This is a genomic window from Amycolatopsis sp. N2S4-7, from assembly GCF_058119595.1.
The window spans coordinates 8630694-8646808 of the sequence record NZ_CP172299.1; the positions used below are offsets into that span (position 1 = coordinate 8630694).

At 70.2% G+C, this 16115-nt stretch carries 14 protein-coding genes and 2 tRNA genes; 7 read left to right on the forward strand and 9 right to left on the reverse strand.

Translation table 11 applies throughout. The features are described from left to right. Positions 1-25 precede the first annotated feature (25 nt). Positions 26-814 carry a glycosyltransferase family 8 protein gene (locus tag ACH54P_RS40630; protein ID WP_489908605.1) on the forward strand — a complete coding sequence of 263 codons (789 nt, stop codon included), beginning with the start codon at positions 26-28 and terminating at the stop codon, positions 812-814. Positions 815-824: 10 nt separating this feature from the next. Then, positions 825-2024 (forward strand): MFS transporter, encoded by a 1200-nt coding sequence (locus tag ACH54P_RS40635; protein ID WP_489908606.1) that lies wholly within the window; start codon positions 825-827, stop codon positions 2022-2024. Here the strand turns inward: ACH54P_RS40635 and ACH54P_RS40640 are convergent. Next, the gene (locus tag ACH54P_RS40640) at positions 2013-2552 is read right to left on the reverse strand and encodes a TetR/AcrR family transcriptional regulator (protein WP_489908607.1); all 540 of its coding nucleotides are present in this window, start codon (positions 2550-2552) and stop codon (positions 2013-2015) included. The genes ACH54P_RS40635 and ACH54P_RS40640 overlap by 12 nt on opposite strands. A 75-nt stretch (positions 2553-2627) precedes the next feature. Here ACH54P_RS40640 and ACH54P_RS40645 point away from each other — a divergent pair, with 75 nt between their 5' ends. Continuing rightward, positions 2628-3677, forward strand: a complete 1050-nt coding sequence (locus tag ACH54P_RS40645; protein ID WP_489908608.1) for an aldo/keto reductase — start codon at positions 2628-2630, stop codon at positions 3675-3677. Positions 3678-3872: 195 nt separating this feature from the next. Here the strand turns inward: ACH54P_RS40645 and ACH54P_RS40650 are convergent, their stop codons facing one another. Together ACH54P_RS40650 and ACH54P_RS40655 are read right to left on the reverse strand one after the other, a co-directional pair. Next, positions 3873-5267, reverse strand: coding sequence for a carboxylesterase/lipase family protein (locus ACH54P_RS40650; RefSeq protein ID WP_489908609.1), 1395 nt, complete (start codon positions 5265-5267; stop codon positions 3873-3875). Positions 5268-5307: 40 nt separating this feature from the next. Next, the gene (locus ACH54P_RS40655; protein WP_489908610.1) at positions 5308-6216 is read right to left on the reverse strand and encodes an MBL fold metallo-hydrolase; all 909 of its coding nucleotides are present in this window, start codon (positions 6214-6216) and stop codon (positions 5308-5310) included. Positions 6217-6545: 329 nt separating this feature from the next. Here ACH54P_RS40655 and ACH54P_RS40660 point away from each other — a divergent pair, with 329 nt between their 5' ends. Then, entirely contained in the window at positions 6546-7424 is an 879-nt protein-coding gene (locus ACH54P_RS40660; protein ID WP_489908611.1) for a helix-turn-helix domain-containing protein, read from the forward strand. A gap of 202 nt (positions 7425-7626) precedes the next feature. Here the strand turns inward: ACH54P_RS40660 and ACH54P_RS40665 are convergent. Then, a tRNA-Lys gene (locus ACH54P_RS40665) sits at positions 7627-7699 on the reverse strand. Between the two features lie 166 nt (positions 7700-7865). On the opposite strand from ACH54P_RS40665, the gene ACH54P_RS40670 reads away from it, so the two are divergent. Then, positions 7866-9062 carry a L,D-transpeptidase gene (locus tag ACH54P_RS40670; RefSeq protein ID WP_489908612.1) on the forward strand — a complete coding sequence of 399 codons (1197 nt, stop codon included), beginning with the start codon at positions 7866-7868 and terminating at the stop codon, positions 9060-9062. Here ACH54P_RS40670 and proP read toward each other — a convergent pair. From proP to orn, 3 genes are all read right to left on the reverse strand, one after another. Then, positions 9059-10486, reverse strand: a complete 1428-nt coding sequence (gene proP, locus ACH54P_RS40675; protein WP_489916922.1) for a glycine betaine/L-proline transporter ProP — start codon at positions 10484-10486, stop codon at positions 9059-9061. The genes ACH54P_RS40670 and proP overlap by 4 nt on opposite strands. A gap of 182 nt (positions 10487-10668) precedes the next feature. Continuing rightward, positions 10669-10744 (reverse strand) — tRNA-His (locus ACH54P_RS40680). A gap of 77 nt (positions 10745-10821) precedes the next feature. Continuing rightward, the gene (gene orn / locus ACH54P_RS40685) at positions 10822-11430 is read right to left on the reverse strand and encodes an oligoribonuclease (RefSeq protein WP_489908613.1); all 609 of its coding nucleotides are present in this window, start codon (positions 11428-11430) and stop codon (positions 10822-10824) included. Positions 11431-11545: 115 nt separating this feature from the next. Between orn and ACH54P_RS40690 the strand changes: the two genes are divergently transcribed. Then, complete coding sequence (locus ACH54P_RS40690; protein WP_489908614.1) at positions 11546-13072, forward strand: helicase HerA-like domain-containing protein; 1527 nt, start codon at positions 11546-11548, stop codon at positions 13070-13072. Positions 13073-13138: 66 nt separating this feature from the next. Further along, the gene (locus ACH54P_RS40695) at positions 13139-13516 is read left to right on the forward strand and encodes a DUF3224 domain-containing protein (RefSeq protein WP_489908615.1); all 378 of its coding nucleotides are present in this window, start codon (positions 13139-13141) and stop codon (positions 13514-13516) included. A gap of 121 nt (positions 13517-13637) precedes the next feature. On the opposite strand, the gene ACH54P_RS40700 is transcribed toward ACH54P_RS40695, so the two are convergent. Both ACH54P_RS40700 and ACH54P_RS40705 read right to left on the reverse strand, forming a co-directional pair. After that, complete coding sequence (locus ACH54P_RS40700) at positions 13638-14663, reverse strand: S1C family serine protease (protein ID WP_489908616.1); 1026 nt, start codon at positions 14661-14663, stop codon at positions 13638-13640. Between the two features lie 98 nt (positions 14664-14761). Continuing rightward, complete coding sequence (locus tag ACH54P_RS40705) at positions 14762-16081, reverse strand: M20 family metallopeptidase (RefSeq protein ID WP_489908617.1); 1320 nt, start codon at positions 16079-16081, stop codon at positions 14762-14764. Positions 16082-16115: the final 34 nt, after the last annotated feature.

Consider the following 16115-nt stretch of genomic DNA (forward strand, 5'->3'; position numbering starts at 1 on the left):
CGGCCTCCTGAACGGACGGATAACGATGAACCCGCCTTGGTCCTTGGTTCTCGCCTGCGACTCCGGATACGCGTTGCCGACCGCGGTGTGTCTCCGGTCGGTCGATGCGCACCTGAGCGACCCGCCCACGGCGGTCCACATCCTGACCGACGGTCTTTCGGATGAGGACCGGCAGCTGATCAGCGGGCAGTTCCCCAGCGCTCTGGTGCGGTTCACGACCGTGACGAGTCCGCTGCGGTTCTTTTCCGCGCACCACGAAGCCGCCCACGTGACGCCGGTGATGTTCCTGAAATGCCTGGCGCCGCAGGTCCTGGCCGAGTCGGCGAACATTCTCGTCTACCTCGATTCGGACACCCTCGTCCTGGACGACCTTTCCGAACTGGCCCGCACCCCGATCGGGGACTGCACGGCCGGCATGGTGGTCGACCGGTACGTGTCGGAGAACGTCATCGACCCCGGAGCGCGGCCCTACTACAACTCGGGGGTGATCCTCGTCGACCGGGCGAGGTGGAATGCGGACAAGATCACCGAGAAGATCGTCGACGAGCTTTCCGCCAACGCCGGTGTCCTGAACTATCCGGACCAGGACGCCCTGAACAAGGTGCTCCGCGGCACGATCTTCACCCTGGCCAAACGCTGGAACTACATGGTGGGCGAAACCGTCAAGAACGACTCGGCGAACGCGGCGGGCTGGCAGCCGGAAGAATCGTCGGTGCTGCACCTGTGCGGGCCCACCAAGCCGTGGCGGGCGAAGCTGGCGCAGGCCCGCCTGCAGGCGGTCTACGACCGGTACCTCGAACCGGTGATTTCCTGAAGGCGCGTTCGTGACCGGGGGATCGGCGGGCCGGCTGCGCGAGCTGAGCCGTCGGCTGAAGACCTACGGAACGGTCCTGCGCCTGCCGGGGGTGGCGTTGCCGGCGCTGGGCACCGCGGTCGCGTCGGTTCCCATCGGCATCCTCGGGCTCTCCCTGCTGATCCTCGTGCGGCAGAGCAGCGGCAACTTCGCCGTCGCGGGGGCGGTGGTGGCGGTCTTCGGGGTCGGCACCGGGCTGGGCATCCTCGGCCAAGGCGAGCTGATCGACCGGGCCGGCCCCCGGCCGGTGGTGCTGGTCGCGTCCTGCGTGCAGGTGTCCGTGCTGGTCGTCATCGCCGCGGTGGCGTCGGCGGGCAGCGCACCCCGGCTGCTCGGCGCGCTCGCCTTCGTCGCGGGACTGGGCGAACCGCAGGTGGGCGGCGCGTTGCGCGCGATGTGGCCGTCGCTGGTCGGCCCGGAGCACCGGCCCACGGCTTCGGCCCTGTCCTCGATCCTCTTCGAGCTGCCGGTCGTGCTGGGGCCGCTCGTGCTCTCGGGCCTGATGCGGATCTCCACGGTCCACGTCGTGATCGTGACGGCGGCGGGCCTGTCGCTCGCCGGCTCGCTCGCCGTGGGGCTGAGCCGCGCGGCCCGTGCGTGGCAGCCGACGCCGGTCGGACGTCGCGGCTTCCTCCGTCCGCTGACGATCGCGGGGGTGCGCCTGGCCGCGGCCGTGATCGCGCTCCAGGGCATGGCGGTCGGCCTGCTGCAGGTGTCCTGCGCCGCGTTCGTCACCGAACGCGGGTCACCGGTCGGCGTGGGGCTGCTCTACGCACTCCTGTCGTCGGGCAGCCTGATCGGGGCAACGCTGTACGGCGCGTGGACCCGGGGTGAGCGCCATGCGAGGTCGCTCCTGCTCGCCTTGGCGGTCACCCTCGCGGGTGCGGCCACGGCGCCCGCGGTGCCGGTCCTGGCGCCGTGGATCTTCGTCGCGGGATTGTCGATCGGCGCCATCTCGGTCCGCTGTTTCACCGACGCGGAAACCTGCACGGAGCCAAGCGCCCTGGCCGCGACGGCGACGGTCCTGACGGCAACCGGCCTGGCCGCGACCTCGGCGGGCACGGCGCTGGCCGGCTGGATGGTCGAGATCGCCTCGACAACCGCCACGCTGTTGACCGCGGTGGGCGTCATCCTGCTTGCGGCTCTTCTCGCCCACAGGTCAGGGGCGTGAAAGGCGCAGTCCGTCGAGGATGAGAGCGAGCATCGACGACGAGCGGTCTTCCGGTCCCGAAGCCGCCCGCCAGAGGGCGCCGGTGAGCTGGAGGAAATCCCGGGGATCGGCGTCCGCGCGGATGGTGCCGTCGCTCTTGCCCGCGTCGAGCAGCTGCGTGATGGCGCCGATGACGGGGCCGTAGGTCTGCTCGGTGATCGCCTGGTGCGCGCCGGGGCTCAGCGCGTCGCCGAGACCGTGCTTCTTCCGCATCGCGGCCACCAGGTCGACGGTCCACTCCCGCAGTGCCTCCAACGGCGGCAGCGTGGCCAGCAGGTTCGGGACGGACTCGATGAGCCGGTCGACTTCGTGCTGGTAGATCGCCAGGATGAGCGCCTCCCGCGTCGGGAAGTTGCGGTACAGCGTGCCCGGCCCCACGCCGGCACGCTGCGCGATCTGGTTCATCGAGGTGTCACCGCCCTCGGCGAAGGCTTCGCGAGCGACCTGCAGGATGCGAGCCCGGTTTTCGCGGGCGTCCGAGCGAACCATGTGCCGTCCTTGCTATCCGGAGACCTCTCCGCTACCGTATGTGGAGACCTCTCCAGAACACTTTAGAGGAGCACAATGCGTTACACCAAGCTCGGCACCACCGGACTCGACGTCTCCCCGATCGCCATCGGCGCGATGACCTACGGCGACCCGAACCGCGGTCACCCGGTCTGGTCGCTGGACGAAGACGCCAGCCGCCCGCTCGTCAAGCACGCCCTCGAGGCCGGCATCAACTTCTTCGACACGGCCAACATGTATTCCTACGGCTCCAGCGAGGAGATCCTCGGCCGCGCCCTCAAGGACTTCGCGGACCGGGACGACGTCGTCATCGCCACGAAGCTGCGGCACCCGATGCGGCCGGGCCCCAACGGGAAGGGCCTGTCCCGCAAGGCGATCATGACCGAGGTCGAGCACAGCCTGCGCCGGCTCGGGACCGACTACATCGACCTCTACCAGATCCACCGCAACGACCAAGGCACCCCGCTCGAAGAGACCCTCGAAGCCCTGCACGACCTGGTCAAGTCCGGCAAGGTCCGCTACCTCGGCGCCTCCTCGATGCGTGCCTGGGAGTTCGCCAAGGCCCTCCACCTGCAGAAACAGCACGGCTGGGCGCGGTTCGTGTCGATGCAGAACCACTACAACCTGCTCGCCCGCGAGGAGGAGCGCGAGATGATCCCGCTCTGCCTCGACGAGGGCGTCGGCACGATCATCTGGAGCCCGCTCGCCCGCGGCCGGCTGGCCCGTCCGTGGGACGCCGCGAAGTCGACGGCCCGAGCCGAAACGGACGGTGGCTACGCGGACCTGCTCTACCCGCCGTTCACCGCCGAGGCCGACCGCGCGATCATCGACACGGTCGGCGCGATCGCCGACGCGCGCGGGGCGACCCGCGCCCAGGTCGCCCTGGCCTGGCTGCACAGCAAGCCGGTCGTCTCCGCACCGCTCGTCGGCGCCAACACGATCACCCAGATCGACGACGCGATCGCGTCCGCGGACCTCGAACTCACCGGCGAGGAGATCGCCGCCCTCGAGCGGCCGTACACGCCCCGCTACGACTTCCAGGGCATCTCCGACGAAGCCGAGCTGCAGCGGATCCGTGACCGGGTTCCGGGCTACGCGAACGCCTGAGCGTCCGGCCGACTACCAGTCCGCCACCGGCTGACGCGAGGCGGTCACGTCGCCTCGCCGGTCTGCTCGGGGCGGTCGGCATGGCCACCCCGAAAAGTCGCGGCTGTTCACCGAGCCAGAGTGGACCAATGTGGACGCGCGCTGAAGTAATCCCCTGTCGGGGACGTCCGCGAAGGTCACCGCGAGAGGGCGTCGTCAGGTGCCGAACCGGTGCGTGACCGGATCGGATGTCGTGTGCGGCGGCCAGCCCGGGTCGCCGGTGGCCGCGAAGTCGGTCCAGGCGCGGTGCATGCGCTTCGCGAGGTCTCCGGGTGCCGGGGTGGGGCCGAGCAGGCCGGTTTCGCCGTGCAGCCACGGCTCGTCGGCGAGGTCGAAGACGAACGGCAGCTCGACGGTGTGCGTGGCGCCCAGGCGACCGGCCAAGGCGGTGGAGCGGTGGCCGAACGAGTAGACGTGGGTGCGGCCCGCCGTGAGGCGCGCGTGGGCGTCGGCCATGCGCGCCGTCCCGGTGCCGAACAGGGCGTCGCCGAGCAGCTTCGACCGCAGTTCTCCGGGAGGTGCCGTGCCCGGTGCCGCCTCGGGGTCCGCGCCGGTGGCCGTGGCGAGGGCGAGCACGTCGGCCTCGGTGGAGCTGTCCAGCTTTCCCTGGGGGACGAGGTAGAGGCGCCCTTCTTCGGTGTTCGTGCCGATCAGCAGGTCGACCTGGCCTGCCGGCCCTGACGAGAGTGAGTCGGCAGGCTGCGCGGGCAGGACGAGGCTGAACGGGCTCAGGCCGGCGAGGGGGTCCGTGGCGGTGTCCGTGCGGAGGTCCAACCCGGACAGTGCGGGCAGCACCTCGAGGAAGCGTTCGTCCGGGATGTCGGCGAAGGCTTCGGCCGTCGGTGCGATGCCGAGCGCGGCGGCCGCCGCGGTGGTGACCCGCCGGGCCTGCTCGGGGGTGAACGCCCCGGTGCCGCTGCCGCTCTGCATGATCGCGCGCCGGAACAGGCCCTTCGCCTGGGGAGTGGCGAGGAGGCTGCCGATGAGCGTGGCACCGGCGGACTGGCCGAACACCGTGACGTTGCCGGGGTCGCCGCCGAACGAGGCGATGGTGTCCTGGACCCAGCGCAGCGCCAGGAGGACGTCGAGCAGGCCCCGGTTGTCCGGGGCGCCTTCGAGCGCCAGGAATCCGGGGACGCCGAGCCGGTACTGGACGGTCACGATGACGACGCCGTCGCGGGCGAAGGCCCGGCCGTCGTAGAGCGCGGCGCGGGCGGATCCGGTGACGAATCCGCCGCCGTGCACGAAGACCATGACCGGGCGCTGCCCGCTGTCGGCCGCGGGCGTCCGGACGTCGACGGTGAGGTAATCCGCGCCGCGAACCCAGCCGGGCCCGAAGTACGGGGTCATGTCGAGGCGGCCGAAGTCCCGGGCCGGCTGGGGCGCGGTCGGTCCCGGCCCGGTCCCGTCGCGGACGCCGGACCACCCCGGGTGCGGCGCCGGCTCGCCGAAGCGGCGGGCGTCGGTGGGCGCCAGTGCGTACGGGATGGCCCGGTAGCGCTCTCCGAAGGCGTCGCGGAGACCGCGGACGGCACCCACCGGCGTCCGCACGACGGGATTCTGGTCGGCTGGCAAGGGAATTCCTCTCGGGTCAGGCGCTGCGGGGGAAGCCGGCCCAGTCCGCGATGGCGAACCGGGCGCCGTCGCGCTTCACCTGGGCGGCGCCGTGGCCGCCGAAGTGGGCGGGGAAGACGAGTGCGCCCGTTTCGGCGGCCTGGCCGAGCAGTGCGCGTCGGGTGGCCCGGGCGGCGGCGGGGTCTTCGCAGAAGCAGGAGTTGGTCTCCGGCTCGGCGATCTGCAGGGCGGTGTGCACGAGGTCGCCGACGAACAGCGCGCGGTCCCCGCCGGACTCCAGGTGCAGCACGGACGACCCCGGGGTGTGGCCCGGAGCGAGTTCCAGCCGCAGGTCGGCGTCGATGCGGTGTGAGCCGTCCCACAGCTGCGTCAGCCCGGCTTCGTGCACGGGGGCGACGCTGTCTTCGAAGACGTTCTGGTTTCCGCGCCCGAGGCGGGGCCGGTGGTCGTTGGCGGGGTTCCAGAAGTCGAAGTCGCGGCGGGGCATCAGGTAGGTCGCGTTGGGGAAGGTCGGCACCCAGGTGCGCCCGTCCAGGCGGGTGTTCCACCCGACGTGGTCGACGTGCAGGTGGGTGTTGACGACGAGGTCGACGTCTTCGGGTCGCACGCCGGCGGTGGCGAGCGTGCCGAGGAAACCGGTGTCGAGGTGGCTCCAGACGGGCGAGTAGGGCCGCTCCTTGTGGTTGCCGACGCCGGTGTCGACGAGGATCGTGCGGCCTCCGCTGCGCAGCAGCCACGTCTGGATCGCCGACCGGCATTCGTTGGTCTCGGGATCCCAGAAGTCCGGGGCCAGCCAGTCGCGGTGGTCCTGCCAGGACCCTTCGGGGCTGTCGGGGAAGAACTCGGCGGGGGTCATCTCGACCGAGCCGTAGTACTCGGTGATCCGGGTGACGGTGACGTCTCCCAGGGTGATCTGGTCGGTCATGGCGATCCTTCGGGTTTCGGGGGAGTCCGGTTCACGCCGCGGCGGGTGCGTCCGTGCAGCCAGCGGGCCAGCCCGAGCAGGGGGTCCATCCGAGGCGCCATAGGACGATCCCGTCGGCGACGAACGAGACTCGCCGGGCGGCTCGGCGGTGAGGACCTGCGAACGGCTGCTCGTGGTCATGTTCGGGGATCTCCTGGACTTCTCTCGTGAGCCGCCCCGCGGCGGCTTCGTCCAGGTTCTCCGGCCCGGACCGTGCCGAGCCAGACCCGGGGCTTCCTACCCCTCGCAGGGTCAGGCTGCGGCCGCCGCCGGTGACGCATACTGGCCTTATGGCTGATCAAGGGCAGCTGGCCGAGTACCTGCAGGCGATGCGCGCGCGGGTGCGCCCGGACGACATCGGGCTGGAGACGTACGGCGAGCGCCGGCGCGTGCCCGGGCTGCGCCGGGAAGAGGTGGCGAGCTTGGCCGGCGTCAGCGCGTCCTACTACATCCGGCTCGAGCAGGGCCAGTCGGCGAACGCCTCCGACGAGGTGGTCGACAACATCGCCCGGGCGTTGCGCCTGGACGCCGACGAGCACGAACACCTGCGGGTGCTCGCCCGGCCCCGTCGCCGCCGAACCGTGAAGCGCCCTCCGGCCGAGCGGGTGCACGAGGCGACGAAGCAGCTGCTGGACGGGCTGGGCGACGTCCCGGCGATCGTGCTGGGGCGACGGACCGACGTCCTCGCGTGGAACCGGCTGGGCCACGCGTTCTTCGCCGGCCACCTCGACTTCGACGCGCCCGCCCGGCCCGCCGACCGCCCCAACATGACCAGGCTGGTCTTCCTCGACGCGCACACCCGCGAGCTGTATCCACAGTGGACCGCAAAGGCCAAGGCGGTCGTCGGCAACCTGCGCCTGACCGCCGGCCGCCACGGTGACGACCAGCTGCTCAACGCGTTGATCGGCGAGCTCGTCACGAAGAGCCCCGAATTCGCCGCGTGGTGGGCCGACCACCGAGTCAAGGCGTGCACGGCCACGGAGTACGCCATGCGGCACCCCCTGGTCGGCGACGTGGTGGTCCACCAGCAGGCGATGACCCCCGCGCACGCGGCCGAGCAGACGCTGGTCGTCGCGACGAGCGAACCGGGCTCGCCCTCCCAGTCGGCTCTCGCCCTGCTGGCCCGCGCCGTCCGCGACAGCCAAGCGCCGGAATCGCGCCTACCTTGACGCCGGTGCCCGCCAGGACGACGCCAAGGACTCGGTGACGACTGGGCCGAGGAGGACTTGTGCCGGAGCGATCCGCGAAAGGCCGGGACCCCGGCATTCTCGGGTTCGCAGGAGACCACAGTAGACAGTGAGGAAGCGGACGATCGCCGTCCGGAAACCACAAATCCCCAGGCCTAAGAGAATCAGACCTGGGGAGTGGGGGTGCGCCATCAGGGACTCGAACCCCGAACCCGCTGGTTAAGAGCCAGCTGCTCTGCCAATTGAGCTAATGGCGCCGGTGTCTGCCGGGGTTTCCCTCGGCGACGTGGAAAAGATTAGCACCCGCTTCCGGGGCCTGTTTCAGGGGGGTCCCCCTAACCGGGTTCCGGCATTGCCGCACCGGTGTCCCGGCTGGTCGGGCACACTGTAGTCGGACATCGACGGCGAAACAGGCGGGTGGGCATGAGGGGTTCGACCGGGATGAGGCTGCGGCTGCTGGTGGCTGCGGGGGTGATCGGCCTCACGGTGGCCGGCTGCAGCAGTAGTCCTTCGGGTGAACCGGCGCCTCCGCCGGCGCCGTCCTCTTCCGCGTCGCGGCCCGCGCCGAAGGCCGCCGTGCTCACGGTGAGCCCGGCGAAGGATGCGAAAGACGTCGCGCCCGGGGAGCCCGTCAGCGTCACCGTTGCCGACGGGAAGGTCGGTGAGGTGAAGCTGACCGGTACCGACGGCAAGGTTGTCGCCGGGAAGGCGCGCGCCGACGGCTCCGGCTGGGACTCCGCCGAGCCGCTCGGCTACAACAAGACCTACCAGCTGACGGCGACCGCGACCGGGACCGACGGCAAGCCGGTCACCGCGGAGTCGACCTTCCGCACCGTCAAGCCCGCCCGGCAGCTCGGCGTGTCCGTGAACCTCGACGAGGGCGAGACCGTCGGGGTCGGGCTGCCGCTGATCTTCACCTTCACCGGCAACGTCACCGACAAGGCCGCGGCCGAGAAGGCCCTCAAGATCACCGCCGAGCCGGCCACCGAGGGCGCCTTCCGCTGGTCCGGCGACAAGCAGGTGACCTGGCGGCCGAAGGACTACTGGAAGAGCGGCACCAAGATCAAGGTCGACGCCGCCGTCTACGGCAAGCCGCTCGGCGGCGGGAGCTACGGCCGGGAGGACAAGACCATCACCGGCACCGTCGGCGACAAGCTCGTCGCCGTCGCCGACGGCGGTACCCACCAGATGACGGTCACCGTCAACGACAAGGAGGTCAAGACCATGCCGACCTCCATGGGCAAGCCAGGCCACAACACGCCCGCCGGCACCTACACCGTCATGAGCGAGCACACCGGCTACACGATGGACTCCGGCACCTACGGCGTCCCCGAAGACGCGCCCGGCGGCTACCGCACCTTCGTCCAGTACGCGGTGCGCCTGTCCTACAGCGGCATCTTCTACCACTCCGCGCCGTGGTCGGTGCGGCAGCAGGGTCACAGCAACGTCAGCCACGGCTGTCTCAACCTCTCGCCCGAGAACACGAAGTGGCTGATGGACACGTCCAAGAAGGGTGACATCGTCACCGTCCAGAACAGCGGCGGCCCGAAGCTCGAGCCCACCGACGGCTGGAGCGTCTGGCAGCTGTCCTGGGACGAGTGGCGGACGGCGGCGAACTAACCCGAGTCGCGGACCAGCTCCCGCGCCTCGGCTTCCGTCGACACCGACGGGCCCGAGCCCCAGAGCGGCTGGTTCGCCGTCTCACGGCTGAAGAACACCGCGACGGCGCCGATCGCGCCGGCGGCCATCAGGTACCAGGCCGGCCAGTAGTCGTGGCCGGTCGTGGCGATCAGCGCCTGCATCACCAGCGGGGTCGTGCCGCCGAAGAGTGACACCGAGATGTTGAACGCGATGGACAGCGCGCCGTACCGGATGGCGGTGGGGAACAGCGCGGGCAGCGCCGAGGGCATCGACACCTCGAAGCAGAGCAGGAGCAGGCCGAGGCCCATCAGGCCGAGGAAGGTCAGGACGAGGCCGCCGTCGTGCACCAGCAGCATCAGCGGCCAGGACAGCACCAGGAACCCGAGGCAGCCGGCCATCATCACCGGTTTGCGCCCGACGTGGTCGGTGATCCGGCCGCCGACCATGATGATCAGCATCATCACGACCATGACGACGATGATCAGCAGCAGCCCGTGGGTGGCGTCGAGGTGCAGCTGCTCGGACAGGTACGTCGGCATGTACGACAGCAGCATGTAGTCGGTGACGTTGAACACGAGCACCAGGCCGACGCAGATCAGCAGCGCGGGCCAGTACTCGGTGAACATCTTCCAGAACGGCTCGCCGGTGCGGCCGCGCTTCTCGGCTTCCTCGGCGTGCTTCTGGAACGCCGGGGTCTCTTCGAGCTTGAGCCGCATGTAGAGGCCGATGACGCCGAGCGGCCCGGCGACCAGGAACGGGACGCGCCAGCCCCAGTCGAGCAGCGTTTCGTGCGGCACCCAGGCCTTCATGCCGGTGACGACGGACGCGCCGAGCACGTACCCGGACAGGGTGCCGAACTCGAGCCACGACCCCATGAACCCGCGTCGTTTGTCGGGGGAGTACTCGGCGATGAAGGTGGTCGCGCCGCCGTACTCGCCGCCGGTGGAGAAGCCCTGCACCATCCGGGCGACGACGAGCAGGATGGGTGACCAGACCCCGATGGTGGTGTAGGACGGGATCAGCCCGATGCAGAGCGTCCCGATCGCCATCATGATCATCGTGACGGCGAGGACCTTCTGCCGCCCGATCCGGTCACCCAGCGGCCCGAAGACGAGGCCGCCGAGGGGCCGCATGAGGAAGGCGGCGGTGAAGGCCCCGAAGGTCCCGATCAGCCGCACGCCCGGGGCGACGCTGGCGGGGAAGAACACCTCGGAGATCGTGTCGGCGATGTAGGCGTAGACGCCGAAGTCGAACCACTCCATGGCGTTGCCGAGCGCGGCGGCCCCGACCGCGCGCTTGAGCAGCGACTGGTCGACGACGGTGATGTCCTCGTACCGCAGCTTCTTCTTCCGGCCGCGAATCCTGGGTGCTGAACGTGCCACCCGACCACGGTGCATCGACATCCGGCCGCTCGCACGCTGAGCCATCCGGTCGTGAGTGTTACCACCAACGGCGGAACGAGGTGACCACGCGGGACGGGGGTCCGGGGGCGTGCCCCCGGCGGGGGTGTGGGGGTTCGACCCCCACAAAAAGGCGAAACCCCGACGGCGGGAGGGCCCGATAGGGCCCGAACACGTCGGGGTGATGGGGTGAGCGACGGGTTTCGAACCCGCGACCTCCTGGACCACAACCAGGTGCTCTACCAGCTGAGCTACGCCCACCATCGCCAAGGGGATCCACTGACGATCACCTTGCTGTCAGCAATCGTAGCGGGTGCCCCCGAGCGGGTTGCAGGGGGTTACCTCTGGTGCTGTTCCTGCACTTCAGCGGCCACGGCCTTGGCTTCGTCGCTGGTCGGGCCGGGCTGGGGGACGAAGGCGACGCGCCGGTAGTAGTCGAGTTCGCCGATGGATTCCTTGATGTCGGCGAGCGCGCGGTGGGCGAGGCCCTTTTCCGGCTTGGCGTAGTAGATGCGCGGGTACCAGCGGCGGATGAGCTCCTTGACGGAGGAGACGTCGACCATGCGGTAGTGGAGGTGGGCGTCGAGGGCCGGCATGTCGCGGGCGATGAAGCCGCGGTCGGTGGCGATGGAGTTGCCGGCGAGCGGGGCGGTGCCGGATTCGGGGACGTGCTCGCGGATGTACTCGAGGACGCGGCGTTCGGCTTCTTCGAGGGTCACGGTGGAGCGGCGGACCTCTTCGGTGAGGCCGGAGTGGGCGTGCATCTCGCGGACGACCTCGGGCATCCCGGCGAGTTTTTCCTCGTCGGCGTGGATGACGATGTCGACTCCGTCGCCGAGCACGTTCAGCTCCGCGTCGGTGACGAGGGCGGCGATTTCGATCAACGCTTCCTTGCCGAGGTCGAGCCCCGTCATCTCGCAGTCGATCCAGACTAGGCGGTCGGTCACCTGGTGACCCTAACCCGACACGGGGATATGAGGGGCGTTACCTGCGCGTACGGCGCGTTACGCTCGCGAAGCCGGGTTCGGATGTGGTGTGGGACACAGATCGGGGAGCGGGACAGTGACCGTGCAGGATTCGCCGGCGAGTGAGATCGCCGCTGGTTATGCGAGTGAGGGTGCCGCGCTGGAGCTGGGTGCGGTGGTGATCGACGGGCAGGCGGACGCGACGGCTGCGGTGCGCTTGCCGTTGGCGACGCTGAACCGGCACGGGCTGGTCGCGGGGGCGACCGGCACCGGCAAGACCAAGACGTTGCAGCTGATCTCGGAGCAGTTGTCGGCTGCCGGGGTGCCCGTGGTGCTGGCGGACGTGAAGGGTGATCTGTCGGGCCTCGCCGCGGCCGGGGAGCCGAACGACAAGGTGGCGAAGCGTTCTCAGGAGCTCGGCGACGATTGGGCCGGGTCGGCGTTCCCGGTGCAGTTCCTCTCGCTGGGCACCGGCGGGAAGGGGGCGCCGGTCCGGGCGACGATCACGAGCTTCGGGCCGGTGCTGCTCGCGAAGGTGCTGGGGCTGAACGAGACGCAGGAGTCGACGCTCGGGCTGATCTTCCACTGGGCGGACCAGCGCGGGCTGGCGTTGCTGGACACGAAGGACCTCCGGTCGGTGATCACGCACCTGACCAGCGACGAGGGCAAGGCGGACCTCAAGGGCATCGGCGGGGTCTCCGCGGCCACGGCCGGGGTGATCCTGCGGGCGCTGTCCAATCTGGAGGCCCAGGGCGGTGAGGACTTCTTCGGCGAACCCGAGCTGGACGTCCACGACCTGATGCGCCAGGCCGAGGGCAAGGGCGTCGTGACGCTGCTGGAGCTGGACAACCTGCAGGCGAAGCCCGCGTTGTTCTCGACGTTCCTGATGTGGCTGCTGGCCGAGCTGTTCGAGGAGCTGCCGGAGGAGGGCGACCTCGACCAGCCGAAGCTGGTTTTCTTCTTCGACGAGGCGCACCTGCTGTTCGCCGACGCGTCGAAGGCGTTCCTCGAGCGCATCGAGCAGACCGTCAAGCTCATCCGGTCGAAGGGCGTCGGCGTCTTCTTCTGCACGCAGCTGCCGACGGACGTCCCGAACGCCGTGCTTTCCCAGCTCGGCGCGCGGATCCAGCACGCGCTGCGTGCGTTCACGCCGGACGACCAGGCGGCACTGGCCAAGACGGTCAAGACCTACCCGAAGACGAAGTTCTACGAGCTCGACACGGCGTTGACGTCGCTGGGCATCGGCGAGGCGATCGTCACGGTGCTGTCGGAGCGGGGAGCGCCGACGCCGGTGGCGTGGACGCGGTTGCGGGCGCCGCGGTCGAAGATGGGCTCGCTCGGCGATGAAGCCGTCGCCGCCGCCGTGGCTTCGTCGGACCTGCACGCGAAGTACTCCGAGACGATCGACCGGGAGTCGGCCTACGAGAAGCTGGCCGCGAAGGTCGCCGCCGCGCCTGCTCCTTCGCCGGAGGCTGCTCCCGAGGCGCCCGCACCGGCGAAGGACGAGCCCGGCTTCGTCGAGTCCGCCATGAAGAACCCGGCCGTCAAGTCGTTCATGCGGTCCGCGGCGAGCGCACTGGGCCGGGAGATCACGCGGGGGTTGTTCGGAAATCGGAGGCGCTGACAAAACCTGACGCAAGCTGTCAGGTATGGCTGGGACGCTGGTGTCCACATCGAGGAAGGGAACACCATGACCAGCACCGCCACCGCGTCGTTCACCGTCGACAAGTGGGAGCCCCAGGCGACCGACGAGTTCGCCGGCAACGAGTTCGCCCGGGTGGCGATCACCAAGACGTTCACCGGGGCGGTCGAGGGGACCAGCAAGGTCGAGCTCCTGACGGCGAACAACGCGACTTCGCGCGCGTACGTCGGTTTCGAGCGGCTCGAGGTCGCGGTCGACGGCCGGAAGGGCAGCTTCGTCCTGCACCACACCGCCGGCGAGGAGTCCGGCATGACGGTGACGATCCTCCCCGGTTCCGGGGCGGGCGAGCTGACCGGTATCACCGGGAAGGCGGACATCGAGATCGACGGCGACGACCACTGCTTGACCTTGACCTACAGTCTCTGACCAGCACGAAGGCCGTTTCGAGAGCCCCCGATTGACTCTCGAAACGGCCTTCGGCGGTGTCCACCGCTCCCCGAAAGCGGGTGGACTGGATGGACCGCCCCGACCGCGGTCCGCCCGCGTCCTAGTTGTTCACGATCTGGTCGACGATCTTCTTGGCGTCGTTGATCGGGATGGCGAAGCCGATCCCGACGCTGCCCGCCGAGCCGTTGGCCGACGCGGTGGGGCTGTAGAGCGCCGAGTTGATGCCGATCACGTTGCCCTGGGCGTCGACCAGCGCGCCACCGGAGTTGCCCTGGTTGATCGAGGCGTCCGTCTGGATCGCGGTGTAGCTCGGCGAATCCTCGGACTGGTTCGATGTGCGGCTGAACGGCGACTGCGGTTGCTGCTGGCCCTCGCCGATGTCGGACAGGTTCCGGTTGAGCGCGCTGACGATGCCGGTGGTGACGGTGTTCTGCAGCCCGCCCGGCGAGCCGATCGCGACGACCTCCTGGCCGACGACCAGCTTGCTCGAGTCGCCCAATGACGCCGCCGTCAGGCCGCTGGCGTTCTTCGCCTGGACCACCGCGATGTCCGCCTTGGTGTCCGCGCCGACCACGCTGGCCTGGTACTTCGTGCCGTCGGACGTCGTGATGACGACGTTCCGGGCGCCGTCGACGACGTGCGCGTTGGTCAGGATCCGGCCGTCCGAGGTGAGGATGACGCCGGAGCCGATGGCCTCGCCCTGGTCGGTGGTGACGTTGATCTGGACGACGCTCGGCGTCACCTTCGCGGCGACGCCGCTGACGTCGCCGGAGGTCGAGTTCGAGACCGTCTGCCCGCTGGCGGCCGGCGTGCTCACCGACGTCGTCGTGCCGTCCGCCGAGTTCGCGGTCAGCCCGACGATCGCGGCGCCGCCGACTCCGCCGACCAGCGCGGCGCCGAGGGCGGTCGCGCTGACGATCATCGCGACGCGGCCGCCCTTGCGCGGCTTGGTCTTCAGCGCCGTGGGCGCCTGGGGGCCGGGAGACTGGGGCGGGGTGAAGAGCGGATTCGGCGCGGCCTGCTGCTGGTAGCCGTACTGCGCGTACGGCCCGTACTGCTGGGTGCTGTGGTGCGGCTGGTGCCCACCGGGTGAGGCGGGGCCGGGCCGACTCTCGTTCTCGGTCATGGAACAAGATTCGCGCCCGTGCTTGTGAACAACCTGTGGAAACACCTCAGGCTTTGCTGAGAAGAATCAGCTGAGAAAACTCAGGAAATCCTCAGGCGTCAGGCGAAGAACGAAGGGACGTCGAGGGCACCTCCCGCCGCTTCGAACTCGTCGTGCACCGCCTGCCGCAGGTCGGCGTCGCCCAGGTAGTCCGCGGCGGTCAGGGCCAGCCCCAGCGCGCCGTCCCGGACGCCGGCGTCGCCGGTCTCCGAGCCGGCCGCGGCCGCGAACTCCTTGGTGTGCAACGCGACCGTCGGCCCCGAGACGGCCAGCATCGGGTGCAGCGCGGGCATGCGGTACGACAGGTTGCCGAGGTCGGTGGACCCGGTGAGCGACTCCGGCACGATGCCCGGCGGGAGCGGCTTGCGGCCGGCGACCACCTGGTTGACCGACCAGCGCCCGGCGAGCGCGGTGTTGAACCGGATCGGCAGGTACGCGGCCTGGGCGTCCCAGATCAGCTCGACGCCGCAGCCGGTCATCGCCGCCGCGCCTTCGGCGATCGACGTCATGCGGGCGGCGAGGTCGCGCAGGGTGTCCGGGCTCTGGGACCGCAGGTAGAACAGCAGCGCGGCACGGGCCGGGATGACGTTCGGCCGCGCGCCGCCGTCGGTGAACACGCCGTGGACGCGGTCGCTCTGCGGAAGCTGCTGGCGCAACGCCGAGACGCCCTGGTACGCGGCGACGGCGGCGTCGAGCGCGTTGCGGCCCATGAACGGCTGGGCGCTCGCGTGGGCGCCGACGCCGTGGAAGACCATCTCGAGCTGGCGGCGGCCGAGGAACGGGTGCAGCGCGATGTCGTGGCTGAACGGGTGCAGCATGATCACCGCGTCGACGTCGTCGAACACGCCGGCGCGGGCGAGGATCTCCTTGCCTCCGCCGCCTTCTTCGGCGGGAGTGCCGATCAGGCTGACGCGGCCGCCGAGCCGCTCGGCGACCGTCGCCGCTCCGAGAAAGCCGCCCGCCGCGGTGGTGCAGATGATGTTGTGGCCGCACGCGTGACCGAGGCCGGGCAGCGCGTCGTACTCGGCGAGGACGGCGATGTGCGGACCTGTTCCCGGCGTGCTGACCCGCAGTGCGGTGTCGAGTCCGCCGACGCCGACGGTCGCTTCGTGCCCGTGGCGGTTCAGGAGGTCCGCCAGGGCTCGTACCGAGCGGTGCTCGGCGAAGCCCTCTTCGGGGTGCGCGTGGAGATCTTGGCTCAACGCCACCAGATCGGGTGAGCTGCGCTCGACCGCGGCGGTCACCTCGGCCCGCGTCGCCTCGTCCGCGCCGCGGTGGGGCGAGGACAGCGGTTCGGCGGCCGCGACGGCGTCGGCGGTGGCCTCGACCAGGGAACGCAGGTAGCTGTCGTCGGGCGGGACGGGATCGGCGTGGGTCATGGGGCGATGCTAACCGCCACCCCCGACAGTCCGC